This window comes from Methanosarcina sp., from assembly GCF_035390745.1.
Classification (GTDB): domain Archaea; phylum Halobacteriota; class Methanosarcinia; order Methanosarcinales; family Methanosarcinaceae; genus Methanosarcina.
Window position 1 is genome coordinate 72,887 of the sequence record NZ_DAOOUJ010000005.1, and the last position, 26,844, is coordinate 99,730.

Here is a 26,844-nt window from a genome sequence, read left to right on the forward strand (position 1 = left end):
AAAATCAATTTCACTTAACCTTCAGGAAGTAAAATAAATCCTTATCTTTTCTGCGGCGTAGTCAGAACTACCCCTGGCTGACTAACAAGACTATCCTTAGTCGACTAACAAAAATCCAGTACATCAAAAGATGCAAAGTAGCTTTAACAGGATGATGTTGAACGTTTTCATCCTTTTAAAACCCTGTAAACCAGATGCACATACTTCTTTTCTACAATTTCGTTTCTTATGAGTTCCAGCTGGATTCCGCTTTTCTCAATACCTCTGAAAAGGTTTGTCCCGTTTTTTCCCACGATCTCGGGAGTCAGAACCAGGCTGATTTCCTCAACAAGCCCCTGTTCGAGTAAGATACTGTTCAATATTCCCCCGCTGTCCGAGACGACGAGTTTAAAGCCATATCGTTCATTTGCAATTTCCAGGGCTTTCCTTACATCAACGCGGTCCGGTCCTGCCCGGATAAAGTCATAGTTTCTTTCTTTGAGGTAGTTTATGTAAGGTTCAGGAGTTTTATCCGAGACGAGGACGATCACATCTTTACTGTATTCAGAACGCCTGAAAACATGCATAAGCCCTTCGAGAATTCCCCTTGAGTCCGCAATCATCCAGTATGCCCTGGTGTCGCCAGGCAGGATTTCAGGTTTCTTGAAATCCGATTCCTCTTCCGGAGGGATTTTCTGGCAAAAAAACTCTGTTCCTGTCTTCGCAGTGTTTGAGCCGACTATCATGGCATCGGGCTCGTAACTGCCCAGGATTCCATAGTGAACCTCAAGGTTTGCATCGAAACCGGTAGTTGAGCCGTCAAGACTTATGGTGTTGTGTATAACCACCTTAGGTAGCATATTATCACCTGTTTCCCCAATTAAAACATATATTTACTCAAATAAAGTCGCTTATTAACTTAAATCAAACATTAGTAAACTTATTCTATCTTGGAATATATTTAATCTGGATGCATGTTCTGGAATTTGAAGGCGTATCAAAGTCTTTTGCAGAAAAAAATGTTATAAGAGATGTCTCCTTTTCAGTCGAGCAGGGCGAAATCTTCGGACTGCTGGGCCCAAATGGGGCTGGGAAAACAACTCTCATAAGGCTCCTTCTTGACATTATAAAACCTGACTCCGGAGAGATCCGCGTTTTTGGAGGTCCTCTTACTGCTGATGGAAAAAACAGGATAGGCTACCTTCCTGAAGAACGCGGGCTGTACAGGAAAACAAAGCTTATGGATATGCTTGTCTACCTCGCCCAGCTTAAAAATGTCCCCAAAAAAGAGGCTCAGACAAATGCAGAGGTGCTTTTAAAATCCCTGGAACTTTACGAACACAGAGGAAAAAGAGTAGAAGAGCTTTCAAAAGGGATGCAGCAAAAAATTCAGTTCCTTTCTTCAATTCTTCACAACCCTGAACTTATTATCCTTGACGAGCCTTTTTCCGGGCTTGACCCTGTGAGCACAAAAACCATCAAAGCCAGAATTCTCGAGTACAGGAATGAAGGCAGGACAGTCATCCTTTCAACACACATGATGGAGCAGGCGCAAAAACTATGCGACAGAATTCTTATGCTCAATAAAGGTCAGCGGGTTCTTTACGGCACAGTTGCAGGCATACGAAAGGAACACGGAAAAAACTCCCTGTTTGTGGAGTTTGCAGATAAAGGGAGTTTGAACGTTATTGGTGAAATCCCGGGCATCAAAAGAGTTGCCGAGCATGAGGGGTCGGTTGAGATTTTTCCTGAAGACGGAATAAGCACACAGGAGGTTCTTCAGGAGCTAATACGAAAAACTGAAATCCTGCGCTTTGAGCAGATGCTTCCTTCCCTGAACGATATTTTTATTGAGACTGTGGAGAGTGCTTCTGGTGAGTAAGTTTTCCGGAAAAACCTTTATTGTTGCCAGGCATGAGTTCCTGAAAACCATTCTGCGCAAAGAATTTCTCTTCATGACCTTTGTTTTTCCTCTTTTTATTGCCGCAATCACTATTATTCCTTCTCTGCTTTCCAGTACCACTGCTGCCGAAGACCAGAGGGTAGGCTATATTGACATGACAGGTTCCTTTGACTTCCCGAAATCTTTGACCAGCGAAGGGTTTTCTGCAGGGCCAATGGAGGCAAAGACCTCCATTATAGAGTTTGTCAGGTACGAAGAGAGCTCTGAAGCCAGGAAAGCCCTGGAGTCAGGGCAGATTTCTTCTTATCTTATAGTCCCTGAAAATTTCATTAAAACAGGTGAAATCGAACTCTATGCCTCAGAGAAAGGAGCTTCAGTTCCAGATTTTGAGTTGTCGGCTGAACTTTCGAATATAGCAATTGATTCTCTCCTGAAAGACAATGTTGACGAGGCTGTACTCCAGAGAGTCAAAGACCCTGTCAACCTGAAGCTGTATAATATAGGGGACAATGGAGAGTCTTCAGAACAGGGCATGGCTGAGATTCTGGCAGACTTTGGCCTGCCTTTTATTACTGCCTTTCTCCTGTTTTTCAGTATTTTTTCTGCATCGGGATATCTTCTCCGCGGAGTTGCCGAAGAGAAGGAAAACAGGATTATGGAAGTCCTTCTCTCCTCTGCTACCCCTGTTGAGCTCCTTACCGGCAAAATAATGGGTCTTGGTACAGTCGGCCTTTTGCAGATTGCTGTGTGGCTTTCAGCAATTATCCTTGCAGGTGGATATGCCCTCCCTGTAAAAATAGAGCCCATGCTTCTTTTTCTTGCCCTTATCTATTTCCTTCTCGGTTTTCTCTTCTTTTCCAGCATGATGGCAGGGATTGGGGCAGTAACAGGCTCCCTTCAGGAGAGCCAGCAGGTTGCGGGAATCTTTACATTCGCCGCCGCGTTTCCTCTTATTTTCATGCAGCTAATCATTACGAAGCCCGACAGCCCGCTTGTAGTATTCCTTTCCCTTTTCCCTTTCACATCTTCCGTAACCATGCTTTCCAGAATCGGGGCTTCGGAAGTGCCTTTTTACCAGGTCGCTGCGAGCCTTTTCATCCTTTTTGTTTCCATTCACGCTGTAATCATAATTTCGAGCCGGCTGTTCAGGGTTTATCTGCTCATGTATGGAAAAAGGCCCGGAGTAAAAGAAATAATGAGGAGCATCCGGGAAGCTGGCAGGTAAAGAATAAGCAGATTAAGGGCAAAATATGCTGGCTTTGATCTGCCATGCCCTGGAGTTAACCTATTTGCTTCCTGTGGGAGGATAAGGCAAATACTGAGAGGTAAAACTAAAGAGATTCGAATGTTGAATGAAGGCACACGATGCTTAATTTCAATAACTGAATAAACAATCTTAAGTTCTATCGCTGGTATTTTATATTATAACTTACATAGTATTAATTGGTTCATAAGGGAAATACTGCAAGATGAAGCAATCTACTTCATTGACGCATAAGCTTAAAATGAAGCAAATTCATGACGGCCCAAAAACCGATCTCGAACACTACTTCATTGATGCGTGAGCTTATAATGGAGCGAAATTCAGGACAGCCTGAAAACTGATCCCGAAATCTACTCATTGACGCGTAAGCATAAGGTGAAGCAAATTCAGGACGGCTTGAAAACCGATCCCGCAATCTAACTTCATTGGTGCTTTTACTGCGAGATGAAGTAAATTCAGGACAGTCTGAAAGCTGATCCCGAAATGAACTTCATTAACGCGTAAGCTGTAAATGGAGCAAATTCAGGACGGCTTGAAAACCGATCCCGCAATATACTTCATTAACGCGTAAGCTTAAAATGAAGTAAATTCAGGACAGCTGAAAGCTGATCCCATAATATACTTCATTGACACAGAATCCCTGTGAACCACCATACCGCTCTTTTCCCAATGTTTACACCCATAGATTATTGTTTTTCATCTTTACTGCTTTTTCCAGCTTTTTGCCCCTATTGCCCAGTTTATTGCTTCATTCCTCTAAAGACTGCCCGATTCCTCTTCGACTATCTTTTAGCCGCTTCTTCCCCAGTTATTATCAGTTTTACATCTGTGATTGGGAGAGTTCTTTTCTCCCAATCATCCTTTACAAAGGTTTTTTGAAACTATGAATTTATCCGTGGCAGCTTCTGAAGCTCGTATTTTTGCCAGCCGAAATATGGGTTTTAGGAGATGCTGCTGTTCATAAGGGCTGATTTTGCTTTGAGAACAGCGTCTTCCGGACTCGAGGCATAGATGTCAGCTCCTATCCGGTCAGCCCATTCCTGAGTGGTTAGTGATCCTCCCACACCTGTTATAACCTTATCCCGTATCCCTGCAGCTTTAAGCTGCTCTTCAATCTGGATCTGCTGAATCATAGTGGTACTCATGGAGGCTGAACTGAATACAATATCTGCTTCCTGCTCTTTCGAAGCCGCAGCAAAGCTTTCAGCAGAAATCCCGTTTCCAAGATTGATCACTTCAAAACCTTCTTCTTCAAGCGCAACCGCAATGTTATCCTTCCCGTAAATGTGAGAATCTCCTTCTACAGTTGCGATTATGACCGTCCCCACACTCTTATTCCCCTGTTCGCTGGCGTCTCCGGCTGACACCGGAAAAACCAATTGGGAAAAAATCATTCCCAGAACTAACAGAACAAATAGATTCAAATTTTTCCCGTACATATTTTTCTCTCCTTTCTTTCTTCTGATCTTCTCTTTCTCCGGGCTTACCTGTTCTTCTTTCACTTCTTACCATCCTCATTCTCGGATTTTTCTGCAGTTTTCACTACTACAAGGGGGAGATAATCATAGGTCGTTTCCGTTACGTTGTAAGGAAGATCTGCAATCATATCTCCGTCTTCATCCGAAGCTGTTTCTGAAAAACCATCTCCCTCCGGAGATGCCCAGAAATTCCCTCCCAGGTAAGGTCCGCCTGCAATATTCACACCAGCGGTTTTCGAAATGTTCCAGGTATTTGTTCCATAATCTTCGGCGTTCTGGCTGTTATTCAGGTAATTGTTGTAGATTATATTGAAATCCGAACCTGTCTCATCGGTCCAGTTCTGGTTAAGAGAGATACCTATGCTATTTCCTGAAATACTGTTTCCTGAGATTGTATTGTTGCCGCAGCCTTCAGCATATACTCCGTAAGAACTGGCTGTGATAGTGTTATTGTTCAGGGCATTTTCCTCACTGGTTCCGTAGAGATAGATCCCTTCATAAGCTCCTGAAAGAACGTTTCCTTCGAGGGTATTGTTGCAGCTTGCATCTCCCAGGTCTATGCAGCACCAGCTGCTCGAGGTAACTTTGTTTTCTTTCAGGAGATTGTCTGTGCTGGCATCACAGAGCCAGATTCCGGCCATGTTGTTTGAAGCTCTGTTCTCTTCTACAGGGCAGTTTTTGCAGCTGCTCAGGATGAAAGCGTCCCCTTCGTTAGAATTGACGTCATTGTTCCTTATAGCTGTCATAGAACAGTTTCCAAGGTAAACTCCGTGTTCACAGTTTGAAATACTGCTTCCTTCAACCAGAGAGTTTTGAGTATTGTACAGGTAAATTCCGAAACTGCTGTTTTCGAGGTTCAGGTCTTTGAGGGTGATGTTTTCACAGTTTATGCAGTAGACAACTCCTGCACTGGAACTAGAATCAAGAGTCCTGTTTGAAACCCCTACAAGATAGTATATTGGTTTCCCGTCTACCCTGTTGCTGGTGTCGATGGTGTTGTTCATTTCGCCCTTGAAGTGATAGGTATAGGCTCCGAAATTTCTGCTGTTGCAGGACATTTTGTTGTTTTGGAGCGTATTGAAGCTGGAGTCAAGATAAATCCCCCACTGGTTTGAATTTGCTTTGTTTCCTCTCAGGGTACTTCCATCCGAATTCCCGAGGTATATCCCGTACATCTCATTAGAGCTTGCAGTGTTGTTTTCGAGAAGGCTTTCTCCGGAGCCGGTAAGGTAGATTCCGTAAAAGTTGTTTAATGTTTTTGAATTGAGAACATGGGAGCCGGATGAGTTTTCCATGTAGATGCCGACAGCTCCGTCAGACGCACAGTTATTTTGGAGGGTGTTGTTTTCTGATTCATTAAGATAGAAGCCGTAATGCCGGTTAGAGTTTGCCTTATTGTCTTTTATTAAGTTCTGCCCTGAACTTTCAAGCCAGACACCGTCGTCACTGCTGGATAAAAGGTTATTTTCCAGAGAGTTTCCATGGGAACCCCTGAGCATAATACTTCTCCAATTTCCTGAAAAACAGTTATTACTGATATTGTTCCCGGAAACGCCTTCAAGATAAATTCCATATGCGGAACTTGCTCCTTTTAAGGTGAGTCCGCTGATTTTTACGGAATCAGAAACCACGTGGAAAACAGGGATTTCCTGGTCCAGAGCAGTGATTACGGTTTTTTTAGGGCGTAAACTCTTGGATCTTATTTCCAGTGATTTATTTACGAGTACGTTTTCACTATACCGCCCTTCTCCAACAAGGATAGTATCTCCGTCGGAAGCTGCGTTTATTGCCTCCTGCAGGCTTCCGTATGTTCCTGTTCCATCTCCCTCTTTTACATAAAGAGTAGCTGCGGAAGCGGAACCTGAGATTAATATAAGCAGTGTGAAAATGGCAGTTAGTACGAATAGTCTCTTCCCTTTCAACAGTATCATCTTCCTATTAATGAACCCCTGTTCAGTCCCCACTCATGAGTTCTAAAAAAGGAAGCCCGGGTAAATTTTTCTGATCATCTCCTAGGCTTGAATAAATTTAACAGGGCAAATGATCAGATTAAATGTCTGCCTGCGGACCAGTCCGGAAAATCCTGCATCAGGATAACTCAAAATCGAGCCTTAAACAGGGTTCATGGTTAATTCAAAAAAAGAGTTCTAATTTTATTATTTAGACCTGGCTTTTCGGGTAACAACTGTTATCTTTTACCACTTATTGAGGTACTGCCTTTAGAGGTTCAGGAGTGGACCGGAAAACCTGTTACATCTTTAGATTTACCAGGCTTTTCATGAAAGGTCCGCCTGGATACAGACTGGGGCTATATGGCTTACCACCTGGAGGGCAATGCTTTCAAGGAAATTGCGGGTATTTCTGGGAATCCTATCCAGAGTATGGGAGGCAAAATTCAGGCTGCCTATTATTTCATTACCATATTTCAGGGGGATTACGGCAACTGCTGTAATTCCTTCTTTCCTTACCGATTCCGCCATATTTTCGGAGTAAAAGTCCATTGAGTAGATAGGTTTCTCCGTCCAGATTTTTTTTGCTTCTTTTGAATTTGCCTTATACCTTGAAACCTTTTCTTTAAATTCAGGGGAGATTCCACGGGATTCGACAAGGTTTATCTGGTCAAGGAGTTCGTCCTTGATATATATGCTTCCGGCGTCTATTCCGTTTATCTGCAGGCATGCGTCAAGTACCATGTTAAGAATGGCATGGAGATTCCATGTGGTGTTAAGTTTCTCTCCCAGCTCCCTCTGGATTTCAAGCATTTTCTGGGATTCTTTTCTTTCGGTAATATCTACTACGAGTCCCTGAAGGTGGGTTGCTATGCCTTCTTCATTTCTCTGGACAAAAACTCTTTCGTCAACCCACAGTATTTTTCCATTTCCTGTGAAAATCCTGTACTCAATTCCGAAGGAATCATGGCCCTCTGCGATGTTGCGTTTAAAGGTCTCATTGACCCTGCAGACATCATCCTCATGAATTATACTGCCGTACATCACTTTTCCTGACGTGAAATCCTCCACTGTGTACCCCAGCTGGGTTACATTCTCCGAAACGTATTCTGCAGGCAGGTTTTCTTTGTTTTCCCATAGAAAAGCTACTGCCTGGCTGTTGTTGATTATAGTTCTCAGAAGCCTCTGCATTTCAATAGATTTCCTGAGGGCTTCTTCTTTTTCTTTACTTTCGGTGATATCGAGAACAAGCCCCTGGAGGTAAGTTATATCTCCTTCTGTATCTCTCTGGATGAATGTCCTTTCATTGACCCAGCGCAGGTCTCCGGCTTTTGTGAATATCCTGTACTCTATATTGAAGTCAACTTCACCTCTAAGGATGCGTTTTTCAAGTGCTTCTTCAACCCTTTTCAGGTCATCGGGATGAATAATTTCCCCATAAAGGACATTCCCTGAGATAAAGTCCTCAACCGTATACCCGAACTTAACAACATTTTCCGAAACAAATTCCGAAGGCCATTTTTCTTCATTTCTCCACAGAAATACAACTGCAGGACTGTTGTTTACTACAGTCCTGATAATCTCCTGCATCTTGAGGACAGATAGTAAATCCACAATTCCTATCGCTGCAATAACTTTCCCGTCCTCCGAAAATATAGGGGAAACGACCACATTCCTGCCGAGGTATGTGCCTTCCGTCGGGACCCCACGGACAGTCCTTCCAGTCCTGAGAACCTCTTCGAGTACTGGCCCTGTATAGTCCCTGTCAATTATTTTTCCATTTTCCAGGCGAAGCCCTTTTCTTTTTGAACTGCGGATGGTAGTCGGAAGCCCAACAAGCGAGTGTACTGCCACTGCTATAGCTTCAAGCTCTTCGGGTCCTGCCTCTTCGGATATTAAAGAAGTAATTCTCCCACCGCCGGAAAGATTCTGATATTTTTAAATTAAACGTAGGAACGCTTTAACAGTGAAATATCGGGTAGAGAACCGATGTTCGAGATTCTCTATTTTATTGTTCTAAAAATATATAATCATTTTTCATTTATATATTTAAGAATCTTCAAATTTGACCCTGATTCTCCTGTTGTTATGCATACTGAAAGAAAAGGCTGGCTCGAATCGGGAGAAAAATATTACCTTTACTTGCCGATTAATCCTGTTTACAATGATGCCGGCTGGATCTCCAATGCAGCACCCGGAAATGTGACCCGACCGCAACAGTAAGCAGCTACGGCCCTGGACAGAGATAAAGTAAAAATTGTTCAGGATTTTTTTGCTTATTTCACAGGAATTAACCTTATCAAGATCATTGCGTCCCTGCAGACAATGCTTCTCTCCATGGAAAACGTTTCCTCATGGATTCATTTTCGCTTACCTGTTCAACATACCCTTTATCAACATTAATATCGGATGTGGAATTTGCATAGAAATAATTCCCACCTGCATTGTTTGAAAGACAGTTGTTTTCAAGGACAAATGAATGGGTATTGTTCAACTTATTAAATACAGCATATCCTTTTCCGGCTGTACGACTGGGCTGTGTATTAATTATTATATTATTCTTTACAACAGTTGTGTACCCTGAGTCGGGGGCTGAAAATGAGCTAACCCTTTTATGGGCAATGGCTGCACCATAGCATCCGTCAAATAGATTATTTTCTATGAGAGTATTCTGGAATCCATTGAGCACTATACCCCCTGCCCAATCAGCACCCTGATTAGTGCCGGTTTTGTAAAATTTGTTGTTATGGATGTGTATGTCTTTTGCAGTATCTTTCGAATATTTAGAACCGTAACCTGTAATCCAGACACCCGCAGCATTGGTCTCATACAGCAAATTATTGAAGATTTCTATATCATCCATAACAAATGACGTGCCCTCCTTCTGGATCTGAATTCCTGCTCCTCCTTCCCCCTCGGAGTTAATAGTGTTGTTATATAATTTCACGTGGTTCGAGTTGTAAATCCTCAAACCGCTGTTTGTTCTGCATGTTATTCTATTATTCCAGGCTTCTACATTTGAAGAATAAATTACGTAGAGGGCATCATGACCTAATTTGTAAACGGTATTGTCGTAAAACCGAATATTTGAGCAACTTGTTACTTTTAGCCCATCTCCATGACTATCGTGCATGTACATATCGTGCACCTGTATATTTTTGGAATTAAGAAAGTGAATCAGATTATAGTATCCTGCTCCTTTCTTCTTTTCTGCGTTGCCATCATGATTTCCGTCTATCTCAAAACCCCTTATAATAATATCATGGTTTCCCGTACTGTCCATCTGCGTAATTATAGGTTTTTCTGTTTGCCAGTTTGCTTTATCTTCAAGTTTGATTACAGCCGTAGAATCCCCTTCCAGGACTGTGTTACTTCCAATGAGAATGCTGTCTGATATTGTGTATGTAGTGTTCCCTTCCAGATGAACGGTTGAATACCCGGGATTTTCTGCAATGTAGGCAAGAGCTTTATTTATTTCAATCTGATCATCTATGCCATCACAGTTGAAATCCCCACTGCCGTTGGCAGTCACATAAACTATTTTATTATTAAAAGGGTTTTCTGATAGAAAAAGAATTATAACTGCTATTAAAAAGATCAGAGTTACGCCGAAAATTATTACTTTTTTTCTACTTTTCCATCTGTCGATCTGCACTTTTTTTTCCATTTTGCATCCTCAGGTGAGTTAACTATAACTCTCCCACATTAAAAATATTTGTCTATTGAACGATGCAAATGTACTCTTCGAAGATATTCTGATATTCAGCGGATTATCTACCTTTGACACATCCACGTTCTTCATCACAGTATCATTTACGGCTCTTCGCTGTTGTGTTAGAGAGCAGCAAACACACCAGATACTAAATATATAGAAGTTACATAAAAAATTAAGTTCACAAATACTTTACCAGCTTTATAGTCGGAGTTAGCCTGATACTCGTTTTCATACAGCTCAACGTATAATCTGTAAGCTATTGATTTTCGATTCCAGTTATCAATTAACACACAAAATGCTCCTACTAACATAATAAGAAAGCTGGCTTTTGTTGCTAAATTAACAACCGCCGGATAACTCATTATCAGTAAAAAAGGAAGTATAATGCAATCAAGACCTATCAGGGACTTATAAAAATCATCCCAGGAAAAGTAATGCTGATTCATGCTTGTACACCGTATAAAATCCTTCAGATGATATTAAAATCTCAAGATAAATATTAACTTAATGCTTCAATGCGATTTTATCTACCAGTTGATTGGCAGGGTTGAATGCCAGTCTATCTAAAGAAATAGATCCACTTTAAGCTCTGCTTCTTCAGGCAGGCGAAAAACCTCAACTATCCAGAAAAAACTCAAATTTAAGCTTAAATAAGCCTGGATATACATCGATAAAAGTCAAAACCACGTTATGCAGGATAAAAAAGAAGTGTATAGAACTTAGTGAGATAAACTTCAGGATTTCTACAGAGCCGAATATTTTGCAATATATGCTTTAACGTCGAACTTCCTTTTGCAGCCCTCGTAACTCATGTATCTGATTTTTCCAGAAATTTCCCTGTCCTGCCAGGCACGGTCATGGACTCCTCCAATGCTCCATGCAATTCCAGCATAGCCATTGGGATCTCTTCCGTCCAGTTCATACCTGTCATTCAGGAAGATTGCAATTTCAAGGGCTTTTTCAGGAGATTCGCTCCATTCAAGAATTTTTTTTGCCCAGTACATGCGCATGTAGCCATGCATTTTTCCGGTACGGAGCAGTTCCATCTGGCTTGCATTCCAGAGTGGATCATGTGTTTTTCCTGCCTCGAACTCCTCGAGAGTATAGACATGAATCCTCCTATCATTCCTGTGGGCATTCAAAGACTCCCTTGCCCAGGCGGGAAAGCTCTCAAACCTGTCATATCCAGCATTGTAATAACAAAAATTATCCGAAATCTCCTTCCATACAAGGATCTCATCCAGAAAAGCTTTCTTTGATTCAGGGTCACTTTTTGCCTTTTCCACCTCAAGCACTATCCTCTGTGCAGAGATATGCCCGAAATGAAGATACGGGGAAAGATTAGAGAGTGCGTTCTTTGTCGGGTCGTTCCGCAGCATGCTGTAAGAGTCAAGCCTATCCGCAAGAAAACTCTCCATTACCTTTCTTGCAGCTTTTTCCCCGGGCTCGAAGTGTTCAGACTCAAAGAGTGAGTCTTCGATTTTGTGAGAGATTCCAGCAGAAGGAAGTGCTTTAATTCTGTTTTCCTGTGTACTTGCTAATATTTCCTCCATACAGGCGCCCTGTGAAATTTCAGAAGACCTGGCGTTCGGCTCAAGTTCAGGAAATTCTTCAAGAAACTCAGGCAGGAGCCCATAGAGTTTCGGGCGAAAAGTATGCGCAGCATACTCCTGTTTTTGGGAAGCTTCCCAGCAGGGAACAACATTGTGGGCATCAACCTCGAAAAATGGGGTTTCGATTTCAGGAATAATTTGTTCTACCCAGCCAGCCTTAATCCGAAGCGGGCTGAAATCAGTTACAAGAATGCCAGCCCCATATTTATTCACAAATTGAGGAATTTCCTTTCCTGGATCTCCCTCCAGGCAGAAAAAAGGAATTTTTTTCCTGGAAAGGGCAGTTTCAAGTTCCTGCAGTCCTTTCAGCATAAAGTCATAATGCCTTTTTCCAGCTCCTAAAAATTCATCCGTCAGACAGAACACCACGACAACAGGAACATCAGCCTCCTGCGCTATTGCCCTGGCAAAAAGTAAAGCCCAGTTATCTTCAGCCCTCTGGTCGCGGCTCATCCAGTATACAACAGGCCCGTCTCCTGATTTCCCCGGTTTAAGAGTCCTAATGCGTTTAGGATTCATGAACAGTTCTGGATCTCTGAAGATATAGAACTAACACCCGGGACTAACGGTCGAATTCTGAAAAAACGAAATCGTGTTTAAAAATAAGATTAAAATTCAAAGACCTGCCCGTCATACCCCAGAGGCAAAAACATTGATTCGATATGATGCGGGCGGAACAGGTGGCTGAGGTGGGTCAGGGCCACTTTTTTTGCGTTGAGCTTCTGTGCGAGTGCCATAGCCTCTTCCGAGTTCATATGCTTCTTAATATGGATATGTGGAGGAACTATAGCATCTGCAATAAGAAGATCAGGGTCTTTAATTAATTCCAGGCTTTTTTCAGGAATTTCCGGGCTCGTATCCCCTGTAATCACAATTTTGGTGTCTTCCTGCCGTATAATTACTCCTGCAGGGGTTTCTACCGGAGGATGATGAACCTTAAAAAGGGTGAATTGAAGCCCGATTAATTCAAAGAGTTCATAGAACTTTACGTAATGATACCTGGGTTTCAGAAAAGAAACGTACTGGTCTATGTAGTCCAGAGTCTCCCGGATTCCATAAACATCAACCTTATTTTGAACCCGGTAAAACTCTCCGAAACCTGCGTAATGGTCATAATGCCCATGTGTCCAGATAACAGCGTCTATGCCCGAAAGCTTTTGCCTGAGAAACTGCTGCCTGAGGTCAGGGCTGGTATCAATAAGGATTTTACCCTGCTCAGACTCCACAAGGATTGAAAAACGAAAGCGCTGACTCTTCCCGCCTTCACGGGCATCAGCGCACGCAGGGCAGTTGCACCCTATTTTGGGGGTTCCTACCGCGTCCCCGGTTCCGAGCAGAGTCAGTCTCATGAGGATTTCTTCCCTGCGTACTCATCGGACTTGAGGTCTGCCCTTTGATCAAAAGAATTTACTGCTTCAAGAAGGTCCTTCTGGGTAAGCACCTTGCGTTCCTCAAGAAGAGCACTCAGGACAGCTTCCCTGATAACCATGCGCAGGTCCGAACCCGAATAACCTTCAGTGAGTGCCGCAATCTCTGCTGTATCAAGGTCTCCTTCTATATGCCTGGTCACAATATCCAGAATATTTTTGCGCATGTCAAAGTCAGGCAGGGGGAAGTGGACAATCTCGTCAAAACGCCTCCATGCTGCACTGTCAAGCATTCTGGGATGGTTTGTTGCGGCAATCAGCAGGACACCGTGTTCTACCAGGCTGATTTCATCTATGGCTTTCAGGAGGGTATTGACTGCCCTCTTAATTGCGGCATTTTCGTCTGAAGTCCTGGCTTTTGCAACAAAGTCCAGCTCATCTATGAAAAGAATGCAGGGGTTCAATTTCTTAGCAAGCAAAAAAACACGGTCTATATTCTTTGCGGTCTCGCCGAGATACTGGTCGGTAATCATTGAGAGCTTGACCTCAACAAAAGGAATTGAGAGCTGTTCAGAAAGAGCACGGGCAACTGAGGTTTTTCCTGTACCCGGAGGCCCGACAAACAGGAGCTTACCGATGTCATGCAGCCCAATCTCCCGCAGGTATTCCCTGTGCTGAATGGCTTTCATGATTTTCTCAATTTCATCCTGTTGCTCTGCAGTAAGCACAAGGTCTTTTACTTTCTGTTTGACGTCTTCAGGAGCGATAATGACAACAAGTTTAAGCATCTCTTCGCTCTTATCCTCTTTCCTGATTTCAGCTATCAGAGATTCTATCCATTCCCTGTCGACTTCCTTTGGCCGGATTTTTGCTTTTGCCGCGGCATAATTTGCAGCCTCAACCTTTCGGATTTCTCCAAAATAGTAAGCAAGGACAGGGTTATTTTCAATTTTCTCCTGAGAGCCTTCCTGTTTTTCAAACCATTCAGCGGCAAGTTCAAAAGCGCTCAGTCGGAGTTCAAAATGAGACCTATCAATATTTATAAAAGGTATATTCCTTACAGTTTTTTCGATATCGCTGACCCCATATAGTTTTTCGATCCTGACAAATGAAGCTATTATGGGTTTGGGAACTGTTTTTTCCACACTGCTCCAGTAACTTTTGCGGATGTTTTTGGGAAGGTCGTTAACATCCAGTTCTGGATAGCGGTTATAGATCTCTGCAGTAAGCAGCAGCTCTACGATGTCTAGTATAACGCCTGACATGTTTTTTACCCGTACTTAGATTAGGCCACTATCAAAATAGTGTGCATCCAGAGTAGAAAGTTCTTAAATCTTTTTTTAAGTTGCTAAACCTAGTAATGGGCTCTCTTTAAAGATATAATTTACGAAGCAGGAGACAGACCTCTTCAGAAGGATAGAAAGCCGGTACGAATGATAAGTTTATCTAGCAGAAGGGCTTTTCATTTACTCCATCCCTTCATGAAATTCGGAGCATGTTTGAGGAAAAAAACCTATATAATCTGCAAACATCTCAGTTCTCGGAGAGGATCTTTGAAAAGTCTGGAAATACAAATCATTTCCACAAGCATACAGCTTCGGAGAATACTTATCCGTTTCTGAAATGCCCCAGCTATTATAGAGAAACTAATATATTAAAATTACTATTCCGGAAAATCTTTCTGGAAATCTCTCTATCTAAGGAAAATCCAGAATTATCCCTAGAGAGGAACCATTGCATGAAAAGAGAACAGCTCTATTCAGGGAAAGCAAAAACTATCTATAAGACAGATGATCCCGATACCCTTATCGCCGAGTTCCGAAACAGCCTTACCGCATTCAACGGGGAAAAGAAAGGTGAGATGGAATTAAAGGGTTACTACAACGCTCAGATATCAAAGAAAATGTTTGAGATGCTGGAAGCAAACGGAATCAAAACTCATTTTGTCAGCATGCTTTCCGATATTGATATGCTCGTAAGGAAAGTTGAGATCATCAAGATTGAAGTTATTGTAAGGAACATTGCCGCAGGCTCAATCACAAAGAAATACCCGATAAAAGAGGGCACTGTTTTCAAGTCCCCGGTTCTCGTCTTTGATTTCAAAAGCGACGAATACGGAGACCCCATGCTGAATGATGATATCGCTCTTGCTCTTGGCATTGCAACGCGAGAAGAAATGGCTACACTCCGGAAGCTTGCACTCAGGATCAACGAGTTGCTTGTTCCCTACCTTGACGAGAGAGGAATTGTTCTTCCCGATTTCAAGCTTGAGTTCGGAAGAAGAAACGGGGAAATTATTCTTGCCGATGAAATTTCCTGCGATACATGCCGTTTCTGGGACAAGAAGACTGGACAGTCAATGGACAAAGACGTTTTCAGGTTTGATAAAGGCGACATTTCCAAAGCCTATGAAGAAGTTGCCCGGCGCATCGTGCCCGAGATATTTAAATAACCTGATAAAACCTAATCTGACAGGATCTGGAAGCCTGAAGAATTCAAAAAGGGCTTCAAGGTCTTGTTTACGAATTTTAAGTATAAGGAGCAGTTGACTTTAACTGGCCTGTTTTTTAACTGCTCCTTTTTAGCTTCAGATCCTTTATAGACTGAAAAAAGAGTCAAGCGTTTTCTGAAAACGGAAGTCAGAAAGCATTTTTGCCTTCTGGATCCATTCTATTTTTGGGGTCCTTACCCTGCCTGATAAATTTGAAACCGCAGCTTCCAGGGATTCAAAGGTTTCAGGAGGATTCTGAAGGGCTTTTCTCACTCCTTCCCTGACGACCCAGACTCCGAGAGGAGCCCAGTAATCGGGAGTAATTTCCCTCAGAATAAAGACCGAAGCCTGCCTTTTAATTTCGATCAAATACTCAAGCACAGGAAGTCTTGCTGCATAGTAACCACCTGCCAGAGGAGAATAACATTTTTTTCCGTCGAGACCTTCACTGTCCTCTCCTATCCAGCTCGATTCCCCGGACCAGACTGTTTTGGGAAGCCAGATTTCAATAAGTTCAAAGGAATAAGCCCGCGGAAGGATAAGGATCTCAAAATGGTTTCCGAAATGAGTCCCGCTGAAGAGCTTGATGTCGGAAACCCAGGGGAAGTCAATTATGCGGTCTGAAAGTTCCTTTCCAGCCATATCATCCACGGCTGTGATAGACCAGCGGGTAGGCACTATTTTGCGCTCTTTTCCGAGAAGACCTATAGAAAAGAGGCGGGTAATATGTTCGGTGGAAACGTCACTTTTCAAAAGTTCGGTAATAGCATCTTTTGCAAGGGCATCGGTATCGTAAACAAGATAATCTACTTTTTTAGGGACGTCAGGGTTTTCGGCAAGCTCAAAGTTTTTCATAAGTCCAGAAGGCCCCATAGGAGTAAGGATCGCATCGAACTTGAGTTCCTGTTTTGGAGCCTTAAAAAACCAGGCTTCGGTATCCACCGGCTTTCTTGAAAGAGCCAGTTCCTGAGCCTTAAAAAGAAGAGGATTTTCTTTGCTCCGTGCATCTTTTATATGGAGATTTGTGTTTGCTCTGACCAGACGGGAACGCATAGAGATAATATCTTCTATCTGCATGTTTCCCCAGGCTGAAGGGTCTTCGAAAATCAAAGCTTCGTTTTCCTTTGCTAAAGGAGGAATAAGAGGACCAGCCGATACTCTGGGATAGCCGTAGCTTCCTACAAAAAGAGCCGGGGGGGATGCCCCAAAAACGGAATCCTCTGAAATTGCAGGAGAAATTGATTGCAGGGACTTGAACTTTTCAAGAATTGGACAGCGGGGGCGCCCGCAAAGTCCTTTCCCCTTACATTTGATACAAAGTGTTTCTTTCACTTTTTGTCCATATCCTTACAGATTATGCAGGCTTTAGCTTCAGGGGCGTTTCTGTATAACCATCCAGACTTCTGGACAAAACTGCATATACTGCACATGCCCTTAACTTTTTCCTGAGAGGATAAACAATCATTTAAAAGCACTGATGCGAATTTTCGGATTTCGTTCTGGGTCTCTTCAGAGAAATCAACTTCAGCCCCGCGTTTTTCGCTCACATACTGAGATACTGCAGCTCTTGAAAGTTCAAGTATATCCGCTACATCCTGCTGCGTACATCCATGCTCAAAAATCATTGCTCTGGAGAGTTCAGCTCTGATTGCAGGTAAGACTTTCTGGACCATTATTTCGCATGTTGTTTTCATTGGAGACCAACACTTGCATATATAAAATATATGAAAACGCACTTTTTGTATAGTTTTCCGGAAAAGGACTCTGTTCCAGTCAATACACCTGGGAGAAAGTGCATGCTATCGAAAAACTGGCAAAAAGATACGTACAACTCCGAATCTATAAGCTAATAGCTAATATTCCTGTTCTCAGGCTAGAGAATTCCGGGTGGGGGACGGATTCAGAGTTTAATTTTTAATTTGTTCAGCAGAGAAACCCTTTTCCATGAGGACTTCTTTCATGCGGGTCAGGTGATTGCCCTGAAGTTCTACAGTATTTCCTTTTACTGTACCGCCGCATGCAAACTTTGATTTAAGGTAAGTAGACAGTTCATGAAGGTCAATTTCGCTCGCATCGAAACCTTCTACAACAGTGACTTCTTTACCATATCTTCTTCTGTTAACTTTAACAGTTATTCTCTGTTGCTCTTTTGCAACCTCTTCGCATATGCAAAGTTCTTTTGGAAGCCCGCATACCGGGCACATTCCGCTGCTCATTTGTTAGTATGTCCTCCGAATTTGTAATCATTGTATATGTAATTTACATCCGAAAATATCTAAATAGATATAAAGTACTTATCAATGATGGTATTAAAGCCTAATGGTATTTTTCAGGCACTTTATACTGAATTTCAGCTAAAAGCAAAAATTCTCATTAATATAAAAAGCCAGCCAGAGGCCTGTATTTTTTTATACTTTGTATTTTTAGTAAATAACCTTACCTGAATATAGAGGGAATAAATATATCTGGAATAGTATGATTTAACAGAATATTGTAAAGAATTGGGAGCAATATGCAAACAGCCAGAAATTCGGGAATCGGCAGCTTCAAGAAAAAGATACTCCGGAAAAAAAAACCAGATTATTACCTTGAAGAATAAGACCCCGAAAATTTGTGTTTTTGCTGAAAAGAACACTTTTCAGCCAGCAAAAAGCTAAATATATCTTGAACCCCATCTTTTTATATATATCTGTATAACTGTATATCTATGCACTTTTAATATATAAATATAACTATATAATAATTCAGAAAAAAAGGCATATTCGGGAGGTACCCTATGAACGAGTTAATAGGTTTTGTAAACGGAAACAATGTAAGGCAAAAAGTGCTCTCTCTGCTCGCCTCAAAAGGGGAAATGGAAGGGAAACGTATTTCCAAGACTCTTCGGGTGGTATATCCTACCATAGCAAAGACTCTCGAGGAACTTGAAGAAAAAGATCTTATCGCAAAAAAAGAAGAAAACTATTTCCTGACAGAAACCGGAACCAAAGTAGAAAAAATGGTTCAGCAGATTTAATTTTCTTCAATTCTAATTTCAAATTTACCTTTTTTTACCTGTCAGGTCCTCCACTGTTATCCTGCATTTTGTCTGTAATATATACCTATAACACGTTTCAAAGCAGATGAAGGTCCTGTAAAAACCTGCTTTCATTGAATATTGGTACTGGAATTCAGCGCATATGCAGACAGAGTGTTTGCAGTTACTAATTTTAGAAATTTTTTCTTTCAGGCCCAAAGAAATATTTATCTAATCCCTGTCCCTTTATGTCCGCATAGTCTGTTTAATCTGTTTAACACTAATCAAACCCTGATCCCTCAGGGAAAATTACAAGAGAAAACTGAAGCTTCGGCACCCAAAAGAGGCTTAAGAATCAGAGGCAAGGCAATGTTACCTGAAGAAGACCTGAAGATCATTAAAAAAGAACTTGGGCGAGAGCCTACCCTTGTAGAACAGGGCTGTTTTTTAAATCTGTGGAGTGAACACTGCTCCTACCGCTCAAGTGCTCCTCTCCTGAAGACCTTTACAACCACGGGCGAAAACGTGATTATAGGCCCTGGAGACGATGCTGCAATCATTAAATTCGAAGACGGATACGTGCTTGCCATAGGCATGGAAAGCCACAACCACCCTTCCTATGTAGACCCATACAACGGGGCAGCTACCGGTGTGGGAGGCATTGTAAGAGACATAATATCCATGGGAGCCCGTCCGATAGCCCTTATGGACCCTCTCTATTTCGGGCCACTGGACACCCCGAAAAACCTTTTCCTTTTCGAGCAGATAATTAAAGGAATTGCAGGATACGGAAACTGCATAGGAGTGCCTGTAGTCAATGGCGAGACTTTTTTTGACAGAAGATACAGCGGAAACCCGCTGGTAAACGTTGTTGCAGTCGGGCTCTGCAAAGAAGAAAACATTACCACTTCCCGCTCCCAGAAAGCCGGAAACAAGCTCATTCTCGCAGGTTCAAGCACAGGAAAAGACGGGCTTGGAGGAGCTTCCTTTGCTTCAAGAGACCTTTCGGAATCAGCTGAAGCCGAAGACCGCCCGAGCGTCCAGGTAGGAGACCCCTACACAGAAAAGCTTGTCATGGAAATGACCCTGGAAGCCATAGAAAAAGGGTATGTAAAGTCCTGCAAAGACCTTGGAGCTGCAGGGCTTGGGGGTGCAAGCTCTGAACTGGCTGCCAAAGGAGGGCTTGGAGCCCGCATTATTGCAGATGCAGTCCCGCAGCGCGAACCCGATATGAACGCTTATGAAATCCTGCTTGCAGAATCCCAGGAACGCATGCTCTTTGAAGTGGCTCCTGAAGACGTAGATGCAGTTCTTTCCCTGACACAGAAATATGACCTTAACGGGGCGGTGGTCGGTTATCTCACAGAAGAGCCCAATTATACAGTTGAGTTCAGAGGAGAAATCGTAGCAGACATCCCGATAGGTTTCCTTACAGGAGGAGCCCCTACCTGCGAAAAGCCCTCAGAAGCCCCCACACGCAGAGAAGAAGGCAAAAAGCCGGAAACCCCGAAAGACCTGAAAGCGGCTCTCCTGAAAGTCATTTCCTCTCACAATATTGCCTCAAAGGAATGGATCTACAGGCAGTATGACCACGAAGTTCAGCTCAGGACCGTTGTCAAACCTGGAGAAGACTCCGGAGTCCTCAGAATTACCGACAAAAAAGGAATTGCACTCTCCTGCGGCTGCCAGCCCAGGGCAACCCTTCTTGACCCTTACACAGGAGGAAAGACTGCAATTATCGAAAATGCCATGAACCTCGCAGTAAAAGGTGCGGAAGGGCTGGCTATTGTAAACTGCCTCAACTTTGGTAACCCGGAAAACCCTGAAACTTACTGGCAGTTCAAAAACGCCGTACTCGGGCTAGGAGATACAGCAAGAGAGCTTTCAATCCCTGTAGTAGGAGGAAACGTTTCCCTGTATAACGAGAGCGACGAGTTCAAAACCGCAATTCTCCCAACCCCTTCAATAGGAATGATCGGGAAAGTGGACCTCGAAACCCCTCTCCCTTCAGGTTTCTTTGCAAAAGCAGGTGACAGCATTATCCTTGTAGGGGAAACAGTCCCTGAAATGGGTGGCTCGGAATACTATTCCTGTATGGGAGCTGGAAATGCCGGGACTGTCCCTGAAGTCCCTAAAAACGCCCCTGAAATAATAAAAGCCGTAATTGAAGCCGTTAAAAGCGGAAAACTGAGTTCTGCACACGACCTTTCCCTTGGAGGGATTGGCGCAGGGCTTGCAAGGATGTGCAGAAACTTGGGCGGTAAAGTAGATGTCAGCGAGATTGCAGGCGAAATGAGAGCAGACGAATTCCTGTTTTCAGAAGCTCCGGCAAGGGCACTGCTTGCCACATCCGAACCCGAAGCTGTACAGGAAATTCTTAAAGGCGTGCCCCATGCCGTTATCGGCAAGGTTGGAGGCGAAACCCTTGAGATTAAAGGCAGAGATTTCAAGGTCTCCCTCTCTCTGGAAGAAATCAAAGAAGCATACGGCAGCCTTACCAGATTCATGATGGGATGATTACCTCATCCCCCACTTTCTTTTTAGTCCAGTTGCCTTTTTAACTTGTGATATGCTTTTTTAGTCTGGTTTAACTTAATTTAAACCGGTTTTTAAGGATAAGAAGCTTATTCTCTCAGCCAGCGGTGTTTCCAGTATATTCTCTTTTATCTTTTGATTGCCGACCTGTTTGTACGTTGTTGTTTATCTTACCCGCCAGGTCGCCCCATCCCAGCGCGGCGCAGTTTTTGAATATGATCAATAATTCCGTTACAGGCAAGAGAATGAAAGAAACAATAGTTTTTAGTAGGTTTCCGCACAAGATTATTTTGTTATGAAAGCCGTTTGCATGTGTTTGGGAGTGCATCTGCCTTACAGCCCAAAATGGTACTGGCCTTCAGAGGGTTTTTTTGGGGTGCCTGAAATGGACCGGTATTTTGACCGGAATCAGATTTTTTCAAGGCTATTGAAAACAGGAAGGGAGTTTTTGCGCCTTAATAACCTTTTTGTGGAGTCAATTGAAAGGGGAGGAAGTTATTCATTTGATCTTTCAGGTCCTTTCCTTGAACAATGCAGGTGGGACCCTGAAATGCTTGAGTCTTTCAGGGAACTTGCAGAAAACAGGAGAGTGGAGTTTACAGGGAGCTGCAATTACCATTCCCTGAGTGCCCTTTATCCTGACCTTTCTTGGTTCAGGGAAGAAGTAACAATTTACAGGGAAATGCTAAAGGAGCTATTTGGAATAATCCCGGAAACATTTGTAAATACGGAACTTCTGTACACGCAGAGAGTGACAGGCATACTTGCGGATATGGGTTTCAGGTGTCTTATTGCCGAAGGTTCAAGAAACGTTCTTGATGGATATGACCCGGTCCGCGTTTTTGAAAACCAGCTCCCGATTCTTCTCAGGCACATAAACCTCAGTGAAGACCTCGAACTGCGCTTTTCGGAAAAAAGCTGGGAAGGTTACCCCCTTATTCCGGATAAATTCGCAGACTGGATTTCAGGCATTGAAGGGGATGTCCTGACCCTTTATATAAATTACACCAGCCTCTGCCTTCACCACAGGAACAGGAGCACGATAGCCGATTTTATACGAGCTTTTCCGGAAGCCCTGAAGAGCCGGGGCATTGAAATGATCAAACCTTCGGAAGCGGTAAGGAGGTTCAGTCCTTTGAGGCTTCCTACCCTCGGGACAGAACAGACAATCCGCTATGGGATGCACAATGCCGCAGGAAACCATGCACAGCAGATCTATTTGAGGGAGCTTGTAAGGGTTGGGGAAGAACTTGCAGAAATTAAAGAAAAAAAGAACTACCAGAAGTTGAAGCAAATTTTCGGCTACCTTCAGCAGAGTGAAATCCTTTTTTCAATGGGTCCGGAAAATTCTCGTGAAGGACATGAAAGAGCCGTGAACTATTATTCCATTCTCTCGGATTTAAGAAGAGCTGTCCTGGAGGAAAGTGCATGACATCTCTCTGCATGTATTTTCAGGTTCATCAGCCATTCAGGCTTCGAAGGTTCTGGCCTGATGACAGGTCCGGCTTTTTCCGCTATTTTGACGAAAGGAGTAACAGGGAGATCTTTGAAAGAGTAGCACAGAAATGCTATATCCCTGCAAACAGGACTCTTCTCGAGTCCCTTGATGAACATAAAGGAGAATTCAGGTTTTCCCTTTCGATTACCGGCACCCTGCTTGAGCAATGTGAACTCTGGGGGAAAGAGGTAACTGAAAGTTTCAGGCAGCTTGCAGAAACCGGGTCAGTAGAGATTCTCGAAGAGACATTTTACCATTCCCTCTCAAGCCTTTTTGAAGACAAAACAGAGTTTGTTGAAGAAGTAAAGGAACACAGAAAACTGGTTTCCGATCTCCTTGGAGTTAAACCCCAGGTATTTAGAAACACAGAGCTGCTCTACAATAACAGTATAGCAAAGGTCGTTTCCGAGCTGGGGTACAAAGCAATTCTTACGGAAGGCGCGGACCATATGCTTGAAGGAAGGTCGCCTAATGTTCTTTACAAAGCAAAAGATTCAGGGTTACCTATTCTCTTCAGGAATTACAAACTGAGCGACGATATAGGATACCGCTTCTCTGCAAGATGGTGGGAAGGCTATCCCCTGACTGCGGAAAAATGGGCGTCATGGGCTTCAGGGGTTAATGAAGATTGCATCAACATCTTTATGGACTACGAAACTTTTGGAGAGCACCAGTGGAGAGAGACCGGAATTTTTGATTTTATTAAAAAACTGCCTGCAGAAGTCCTTAAAAACGGGCTTGAATTCAGTACTCCTGTAGAGCTTACCAGAAAGTATTCACCTGTAGCCGAGATCGACGTTGGAGACTTCTCAACGATTTCCTGGGCTGATATGGAGCGCGACACCAGTGCGTGGCTTGGGAACGATATGCAGAGGCGCTGCTTTGAGGAAATAAAACTGCTTGAACCTTTTGTGAAAAAAACAGAAGACCCCGAAATCCTGCGGATATGGAAGCACCTTTTGACTTCGGACCATTACTACTACATGTGCACCAAATGGCTTGGAGACGGAGATGTTCATTCTTATTTCAGCGTCCATTCCACACCTTTCGAGGCAGCAGTCAATTTCATGGCTGTACTTATGGACTTCAAAGCTCAGGTATTCAAAAAAATCAGCAGAATGGCTTAATAAAAGATACGTTTCAATATGCTTACAGATCAATGGGAGTTTGAGTCGTATGGTCAGGGACTTATGCATGTTTGCAGGATTTAATGAAGATTCGCGAATTGTATGGTTCAAGATTACTTATTCGAAAGGGCCCGGTTCTTTGTCCGTAATAACCGATTTTCTTGAAAAAGAAAATGTATTCATCAAGTTCGGGCACATTGACAATATTACGCAGGACACGGGAGAATACTCCATATTTACAGAACTTAAGAAAGATGTGGATATAGAGGAACTTGCCCATAAAATCGAAGGACTGGAAGTTGTGAGGGCAGTCGAACACGGAATCTCTGAGTTCGGCATGATTTACTCCGTGGACTTTCCCCTCAACGTGATAGGAGTAAGGGGGGTAATGGCAAGGTCGCTCACGATTGTTGATATTATCAAAACTCTTAATCAGAGTGTGCCGCATGCTGAAGGTCTTCTCACCCTGTCCGGGCTGCGCGGAGGGAGCCATGCTGCAAAATACTTTAAGAGTATTATGCCGATTAATGACAGTAATTTCGCAAGTATGATAGCAGAGCTTTACAGAGCTGTGGGCTGGGGAATCCTGGAAATTGACTGCAACCCCGAGACCTATGAAGGAAAGATCATTGTAAAAGACTCTTTTATAGCCGACGTTTACGGAAGTTCAGACCAGCCAGTCTGCGCCTTCATGAGCGGCTACTTTGCAGGTTACCTTACTGAGTACTTTGGAAAGAACATAAGTGTGAGGGAGGTCAGCTGTAAAGCCACCGGAAAAAGTGTCTGCGAACATATAATTTCCCTGGCACCTTCCAGCCCAGGCCAGGAACAACAGCTCAGAGGGGAGATTAAGTGATCAGACAACCAAATGTCATTCTTGGAAATGACGAGCTGCTTGTGACAATGGGGAGGAAAGGAGAAATTCTGGGCATGTTTTACCCCCGCAGAGATCATGCCCAGCACGTAGAAGAATCCATCGCCTGCATCCATACGGGAGAAAGGCTCCTCTGGACAAACGACAATGAATGGCACTCTATTCAGAATTACATAGAAGATACCAATATAGTATCTACAAAACTTTACCATGATTCGGGGATAAGAATCTCTATTCTAGATCTTGTGCACCCTGACGTCCCTGTCCTTATCCGCAGATTTAAGATACAGTCCCAGCAAAAAATCTCCGGGAAATTTTTTTATTACTCGAATTTCGATGTAGGAGAAACCTCCAAAAAGAATTCGGGTTTTTGCGATTCAGAAGCCCGCCTGCTTGCTCAGTACTGGCAGGATTATTATATAGGGATCTACGCCCTGCCTGAATTTACGGAGTGGCAGGTTGGAAAGGCAATGGACACTATCTGGTGGACAAATTCCAAGTATGATATGGAAGACGGAAAGCTTCAGCGAAATAAAGAAGACATTGGAAATATCAATAACGCTGCTGGCTGGGATCTCCATCTGGAAGCTGACGGGGCAAATGAATTTGTCATCTTTATAGGAGCTGCGTCTTCAAGGAGCCTCCTGTATAAAAGGATGCGTGAGTTGTCCAAACTGCCTCTTGAACATATTTTTGAAAAGACCAGGGAATACTGGGTTATGTGGCTGTCGAAAAAGCATGTGCTTAAAATGCCAGGAATCGAAGGATACAATAACCTGCGCCAGGAATTGCTCAATGCCTATAACCGGGCTCTTCTCATGCTTTATCTCCTGAACGACCATGAAAATGGGTCTTTCGTAGCTGCCCCGGAGTTTGATTCTAATTTTGAGAAATGCGGAGGATACGGATTTTGCTGGAACAGAGACGCTTCGGAGCTGGTGCTTGCCCTCAAGCATTCAGGATATCCCGAATATTGCGACGGATTTTTTAAGTGGTGCATCCGGACCCAGCTGCCTGACGGTTCATGGTTCCAGAGGTACTGGCTCGATGGAAATATAGCCCCTTCCTGGGGAAATTTTGATTATTCTACCCAGATAGACGAGACAGGATCCACACTCCATGCCATGGATGTATATTACAGGATTCTTGAGGGGCTCAAAAAGGTCGAGTTTCTGGAAGAAGTATGGGTCTCAGTTCTCAGGGCAGCCGAGTATCTGATGAAGAGGACAAAATCGGGCCTTCATGAGAGCTGTATGGACCTGTGGGAGACCTATTATGGGATTTTCACTTACACAAATTCCTCGATCTACGCAGGGCTTATGGGCGCCTCCCACCTTGCAGAAGAAAACGGCGAGTCCGGCATGGCAAGGCGCTGGAAGAAAAGAGCTGAGTTCATCAAACAGGCTACAATTGACCGTTTCTGGCTTCAGGAAGGCTACTTTGCAAAAGGAATTATCCACGAAAAGCTTGACAAAACGATGGATGCAAGTGTCCTGGGCGCTTATATGCCTTTTGGGATGCTCTCTCCGAAAGATCCCGTAGAGAGGGATATGATTCTTTTCCTGATAGAAAATATCCAGAAGAAGCTCTCAATTCCCATCAATTCGGGATATGGAATAAAGCGTTACGAAAATGACACTTATATTGATGGAAATCCCTGGATAGTAACAACTCTCTGGCTCTCGGAAGCTATGTTTGCTTTTGCTCTGGATCTTCCGGAAGGGGAACAGGGCCAGTATGCCGAAGAAGCGAAAAAGCTGATCAGTGAAGGGATTAAATGCCTTAGATGGGCTCTTGCGGGAGCGACAAGCACAGGTCTTCTCCCTGAGCAGGTGGATAAGTCTACAGGAAAACCTGCATGGGCAATTCCTCTTGGATGGAGCGGGTCTCTCATGCTCGATAATATTATTCTCTTTGATAAAATTTGCAGAAGAAACGCAGGAAGCCACGAGTAAGGCTAAAAACGCACATGATATTCTTCGAATAACATGCCCAAAGAATGAAAGTTCTTTCAAGTACTTTCATGCTAAAGAAA

At 43.3% G+C, this 26,844-nt stretch carries 21 protein-coding genes; 10 read left to right on the top strand and 11 right to left on the bottom strand.

What is annotated here, in order from left to right:
* Nucleotides 1-167 precede the first annotated feature (167 nt).
* Nucleotides 168-839, bottom strand: coding sequence for a dihydrofolate reductase family protein (locus PLL47_RS02785; RefSeq protein WP_324444524.1), 672 nt, complete (start codon nt 837-839; stop codon nt 168-170).
* Nucleotides 840-949: 110 nt separating this feature from the next.
* On the opposite strand from PLL47_RS02785, the gene PLL47_RS02790 reads away from it, so the two are divergent.
* Nucleotides 950-1,861, top strand: coding sequence for an ABC transporter ATP-binding protein (locus PLL47_RS02790; protein ID WP_324444526.1), 912 nt, complete (start codon nt 950-952; stop codon nt 1,859-1,861).
* A complete protein-coding gene (locus PLL47_RS02795; RefSeq protein WP_324444528.1) occupies nt 1,854-3,107 on the top strand; it encodes an ABC transporter permease in 1,254 nt (417 codons plus the stop codon). The genes PLL47_RS02790 and PLL47_RS02795 overlap by 8 nt, the downstream gene beginning before the upstream one ends.
* A 980-nt stretch (nt 3,108-4,087) precedes the next feature.
* Here the strand turns inward: PLL47_RS02795 and PLL47_RS02800 are convergent.
* From PLL47_RS02800 to PLL47_RS02810, 3 genes are all read right to left on the bottom strand, one after another.
* Complete coding sequence (locus tag PLL47_RS02800) at nt 4,088-4,648, bottom strand: cobalamin B12-binding domain-containing protein (protein ID WP_324444530.1); 561 nt, start codon at nt 4,646-4,648, stop codon at nt 4,088-4,090.
* Nucleotides 4,645-6,555 carry a right-handed parallel beta-helix repeat-containing protein gene (locus PLL47_RS02805; protein WP_324444532.1) on the bottom strand — a complete coding sequence of 637 codons (1,911 nt, stop codon included), beginning with the start codon at nt 6,553-6,555 and terminating at the stop codon, nt 4,645-4,647. The genes PLL47_RS02800 and PLL47_RS02805 overlap by 4 nt, the downstream gene beginning before the upstream one ends.
* Nucleotides 6,556-6,900: 345 nt before the next feature.
* A complete protein-coding gene (locus PLL47_RS02810; RefSeq protein WP_324444534.1) occupies nt 6,901-8,427 on the bottom strand; it encodes a PAS domain-containing protein in 1,527 nt (508 codons plus the stop codon).
* A gap of 234 nt (nt 8,428-8,661) precedes the next feature.
* On the opposite strand from PLL47_RS02810, the gene PLL47_RS02815 reads away from it, so the two are divergent.
* Entirely contained in the window at nt 8,662-8,796 is a 135-nt protein-coding gene (locus PLL47_RS02815) for a hypothetical protein (RefSeq protein ID WP_324444535.1), read from the top strand.
* Nucleotides 8,797-8,878: 82 nt separating this feature from the next.
* Here the strand turns inward: PLL47_RS02815 and PLL47_RS02820 are convergent, their stop codons facing one another.
* The 4 genes from PLL47_RS02820 to PLL47_RS02835 form a co-directional block, all read right to left on the bottom strand.
* Complete coding sequence (locus PLL47_RS02820; protein WP_324444537.1) at nt 8,879-10,240, bottom strand: right-handed parallel beta-helix repeat-containing protein; 1,362 nt, start codon at nt 10,238-10,240, stop codon at nt 8,879-8,881.
* Nucleotides 10,241-11,031: 791 nt separating this feature from the next.
* On the bottom strand, nt 11,032-12,420 hold the full coding sequence (locus tag PLL47_RS02825; RefSeq protein ID WP_324444541.1) for a deoxyribodipyrimidine photo-lyase: 1,389 nt from the start codon (nt 12,418-12,420) through the stop codon (nt 11,032-11,034).
* A gap of 89 nt (nt 12,421-12,509) precedes the next feature.
* Nucleotides 12,510-13,250, bottom strand: coding sequence for an MBL fold metallo-hydrolase (locus PLL47_RS02830; RefSeq protein WP_324444544.1), 741 nt, complete (start codon nt 13,248-13,250; stop codon nt 12,510-12,512).
* Nucleotides 13,247-14,533 (bottom strand): ATP-binding protein, encoded by a 1,287-nt coding sequence (locus tag PLL47_RS02835; RefSeq protein WP_324444546.1) that lies wholly within the window; start codon nt 14,531-14,533, stop codon nt 13,247-13,249. The genes PLL47_RS02830 and PLL47_RS02835 overlap by 4 nt, the downstream gene beginning before the upstream one ends.
* Nucleotides 14,534-15,006: 473 nt before the next feature.
* On the opposite strand from PLL47_RS02835, the gene purC reads away from it, so the two are divergent.
* On the top strand, nt 15,007-15,720 hold the full coding sequence (gene purC / locus PLL47_RS02840) for a phosphoribosylaminoimidazolesuccinocarboxamide synthase (protein ID WP_324444548.1): 714 nt from the start codon (nt 15,007-15,009) through the stop codon (nt 15,718-15,720).
* 144 nt (nt 15,721-15,864) lie between these two features.
* Here purC and PLL47_RS02845 read toward each other — a convergent pair whose 3' ends face one another.
* From PLL47_RS02845 to yciH, 3 genes are all read right to left on the bottom strand, one after another.
* Nucleotides 15,865-17,091 (bottom strand): Nre family DNA repair protein, encoded by a 1,227-nt coding sequence (locus PLL47_RS02845; RefSeq protein ID WP_324444550.1) that lies wholly within the window; start codon nt 17,089-17,091, stop codon nt 15,865-15,867.
* Nucleotides 17,088-17,453 (bottom strand): transcriptional regulator, encoded by a 366-nt coding sequence (locus tag PLL47_RS02850; RefSeq protein ID WP_324444552.1) that lies wholly within the window; start codon nt 17,451-17,453, stop codon nt 17,088-17,090. The genes PLL47_RS02845 and PLL47_RS02850 overlap by 4 nt, the downstream gene beginning before the upstream one ends.
* Before the next feature lie 213 nt (nt 17,454-17,666).
* Nucleotides 17,667-17,975, bottom strand: coding sequence for a stress response translation initiation inhibitor YciH (gene yciH / locus PLL47_RS02855; protein ID WP_011032808.1), 309 nt, complete (start codon nt 17,973-17,975; stop codon nt 17,667-17,669).
* 560 nt (nt 17,976-18,535) lie between these two features.
* On the opposite strand from yciH, the gene PLL47_RS02860 reads away from it, so the two are divergent.
* From PLL47_RS02860 to PLL47_RS02885, 6 genes are all read left to right on the top strand, one after another.
* Nucleotides 18,536-18,775 (top strand): helix-turn-helix domain-containing protein, encoded by a 240-nt coding sequence (locus PLL47_RS02860; RefSeq protein ID WP_324444572.1) that lies wholly within the window; start codon nt 18,536-18,538, stop codon nt 18,773-18,775.
* Between the two features lie 369 nt (nt 18,776-19,144).
* Nucleotides 19,145-21,292, top strand: coding sequence for a phosphoribosylformylglycinamidine synthase subunit PurL (gene purL, locus PLL47_RS02865; RefSeq protein WP_324444573.1), 2,148 nt, complete (start codon nt 19,145-19,147; stop codon nt 21,290-21,292).
* A 328-nt stretch (nt 21,293-21,620) separates the two neighbouring features.
* Complete coding sequence (locus tag PLL47_RS02870) at nt 21,621-22,742, top strand: glycoside hydrolase family 57 protein (protein WP_324444605.1); 1,122 nt, start codon at nt 21,621-21,623, stop codon at nt 22,740-22,742.
* The gene (locus PLL47_RS02875) at nt 22,739-23,935 is read left to right on the top strand and encodes a glycoside hydrolase family 57 protein (protein ID WP_324444575.1); all 1,197 of its coding nucleotides are present in this window, start codon (nt 22,739-22,741) and stop codon (nt 23,933-23,935) included. The genes PLL47_RS02870 and PLL47_RS02875 overlap by 4 nt, the downstream gene beginning before the upstream one ends.
* A gap of 49 nt (nt 23,936-23,984) precedes the next feature.
* Complete coding sequence (locus tag PLL47_RS02880; RefSeq protein ID WP_324444577.1) at nt 23,985-24,791, top strand: V4R domain-containing protein; 807 nt, start codon at nt 23,985-23,987, stop codon at nt 24,789-24,791.
* Entirely contained in the window at nt 24,788-26,764 is a 1,977-nt protein-coding gene (locus PLL47_RS02885) for a glycoside hydrolase family 15 protein (RefSeq protein WP_324444579.1), read from the top strand. Before PLL47_RS02880 ends, PLL47_RS02885 begins: the two co-directional genes overlap by 4 nt.
* The last annotated feature ends 80 nt before the right edge of the window (nt 26,765-26,844 follow it).

Bases quoted from the DNA above. Each gene is read 5' to 3' on its own strand.
- PLL47_RS02785 (WP_324444524.1), bottom strand. From the start codon at position 839: ATGCTACCTAAGGTGGTTATACACAACACCATAAGTCTTGACGGCTCA.
- PLL47_RS02790 (WP_324444526.1), top strand. From the start codon at position 950: ATGCATGTTCTGGAATTTGAAGGCGTATCAAAGTCTTTTGCAGAAAAA.
- PLL47_RS02805 (WP_324444532.1), bottom strand. From the start codon at position 6,555: ATGATACTGTTGAAAGGGAAGAGACTATTCGTACTAACTGCCATTTTC.
- PLL47_RS02815 (WP_324444535.1), top strand. From the start codon at position 8,662: ATGCATACTGAAAGAAAAGGCTGGCTCGAATCGGGAGAAAAATATTAC.
- PLL47_RS02820 (WP_324444537.1), bottom strand. From the start codon at position 10,240: ATGGAAAAAAAAGTGCAGATCGACAGATGGAAAAGTAGAAAAAAAGTA.
- PLL47_RS02825 (WP_324444541.1), bottom strand. From the start codon at position 12,420: ATGAATCCTAAACGCATTAGGACTCTTAAACCGGGGAAATCAGGAGAC.
- PLL47_RS02830 (WP_324444544.1), bottom strand. From the start codon at position 13,250: ATGAGACTGACTCTGCTCGGAACCGGGGACGCGGTAGGAACCCCCAAA.
- PLL47_RS02835 (WP_324444546.1), bottom strand. From the start codon at position 14,533: ATGTCAGGCGTTATACTAGACATCGTAGAGCTGCTGCTTACTGCAGAG.
- purC (WP_324444548.1), top strand. From the start codon at position 15,007: ATGAAAAGAGAACAGCTCTATTCAGGGAAAGCAAAAACTATCTATAAG.
- PLL47_RS02850 (WP_324444552.1), bottom strand. From the start codon at position 17,453: ATGAAAACAACATGCGAAATAATGGTCCAGAAAGTCTTACCTGCAATC.
- yciH (WP_011032808.1), bottom strand. From the start codon at position 17,975: ATGAGCAGCGGAATGTGCCCGGTATGCGGGCTTCCAAAAGAACTTTGC.
- PLL47_RS02860 (WP_324444572.1), top strand. From the start codon at position 18,536: ATGAACGAGTTAATAGGTTTTGTAAACGGAAACAATGTAAGGCAAAAA.
- purL (WP_324444573.1), top strand. From the start codon at position 19,145: ATGTTACCTGAAGAAGACCTGAAGATCATTAAAAAAGAACTTGGGCGA.
- PLL47_RS02870 (WP_324444605.1), top strand. From the start codon at position 21,621: ATGTGTTTGGGAGTGCATCTGCCTTACAGCCCAAAATGGTACTGGCCT.
- PLL47_RS02875 (WP_324444575.1), top strand. From the start codon at position 22,739: ATGACATCTCTCTGCATGTATTTTCAGGTTCATCAGCCATTCAGGCTT.
- PLL47_RS02880 (WP_324444577.1), top strand. From the start codon at position 23,985: ATGGTCAGGGACTTATGCATGTTTGCAGGATTTAATGAAGATTCGCGA.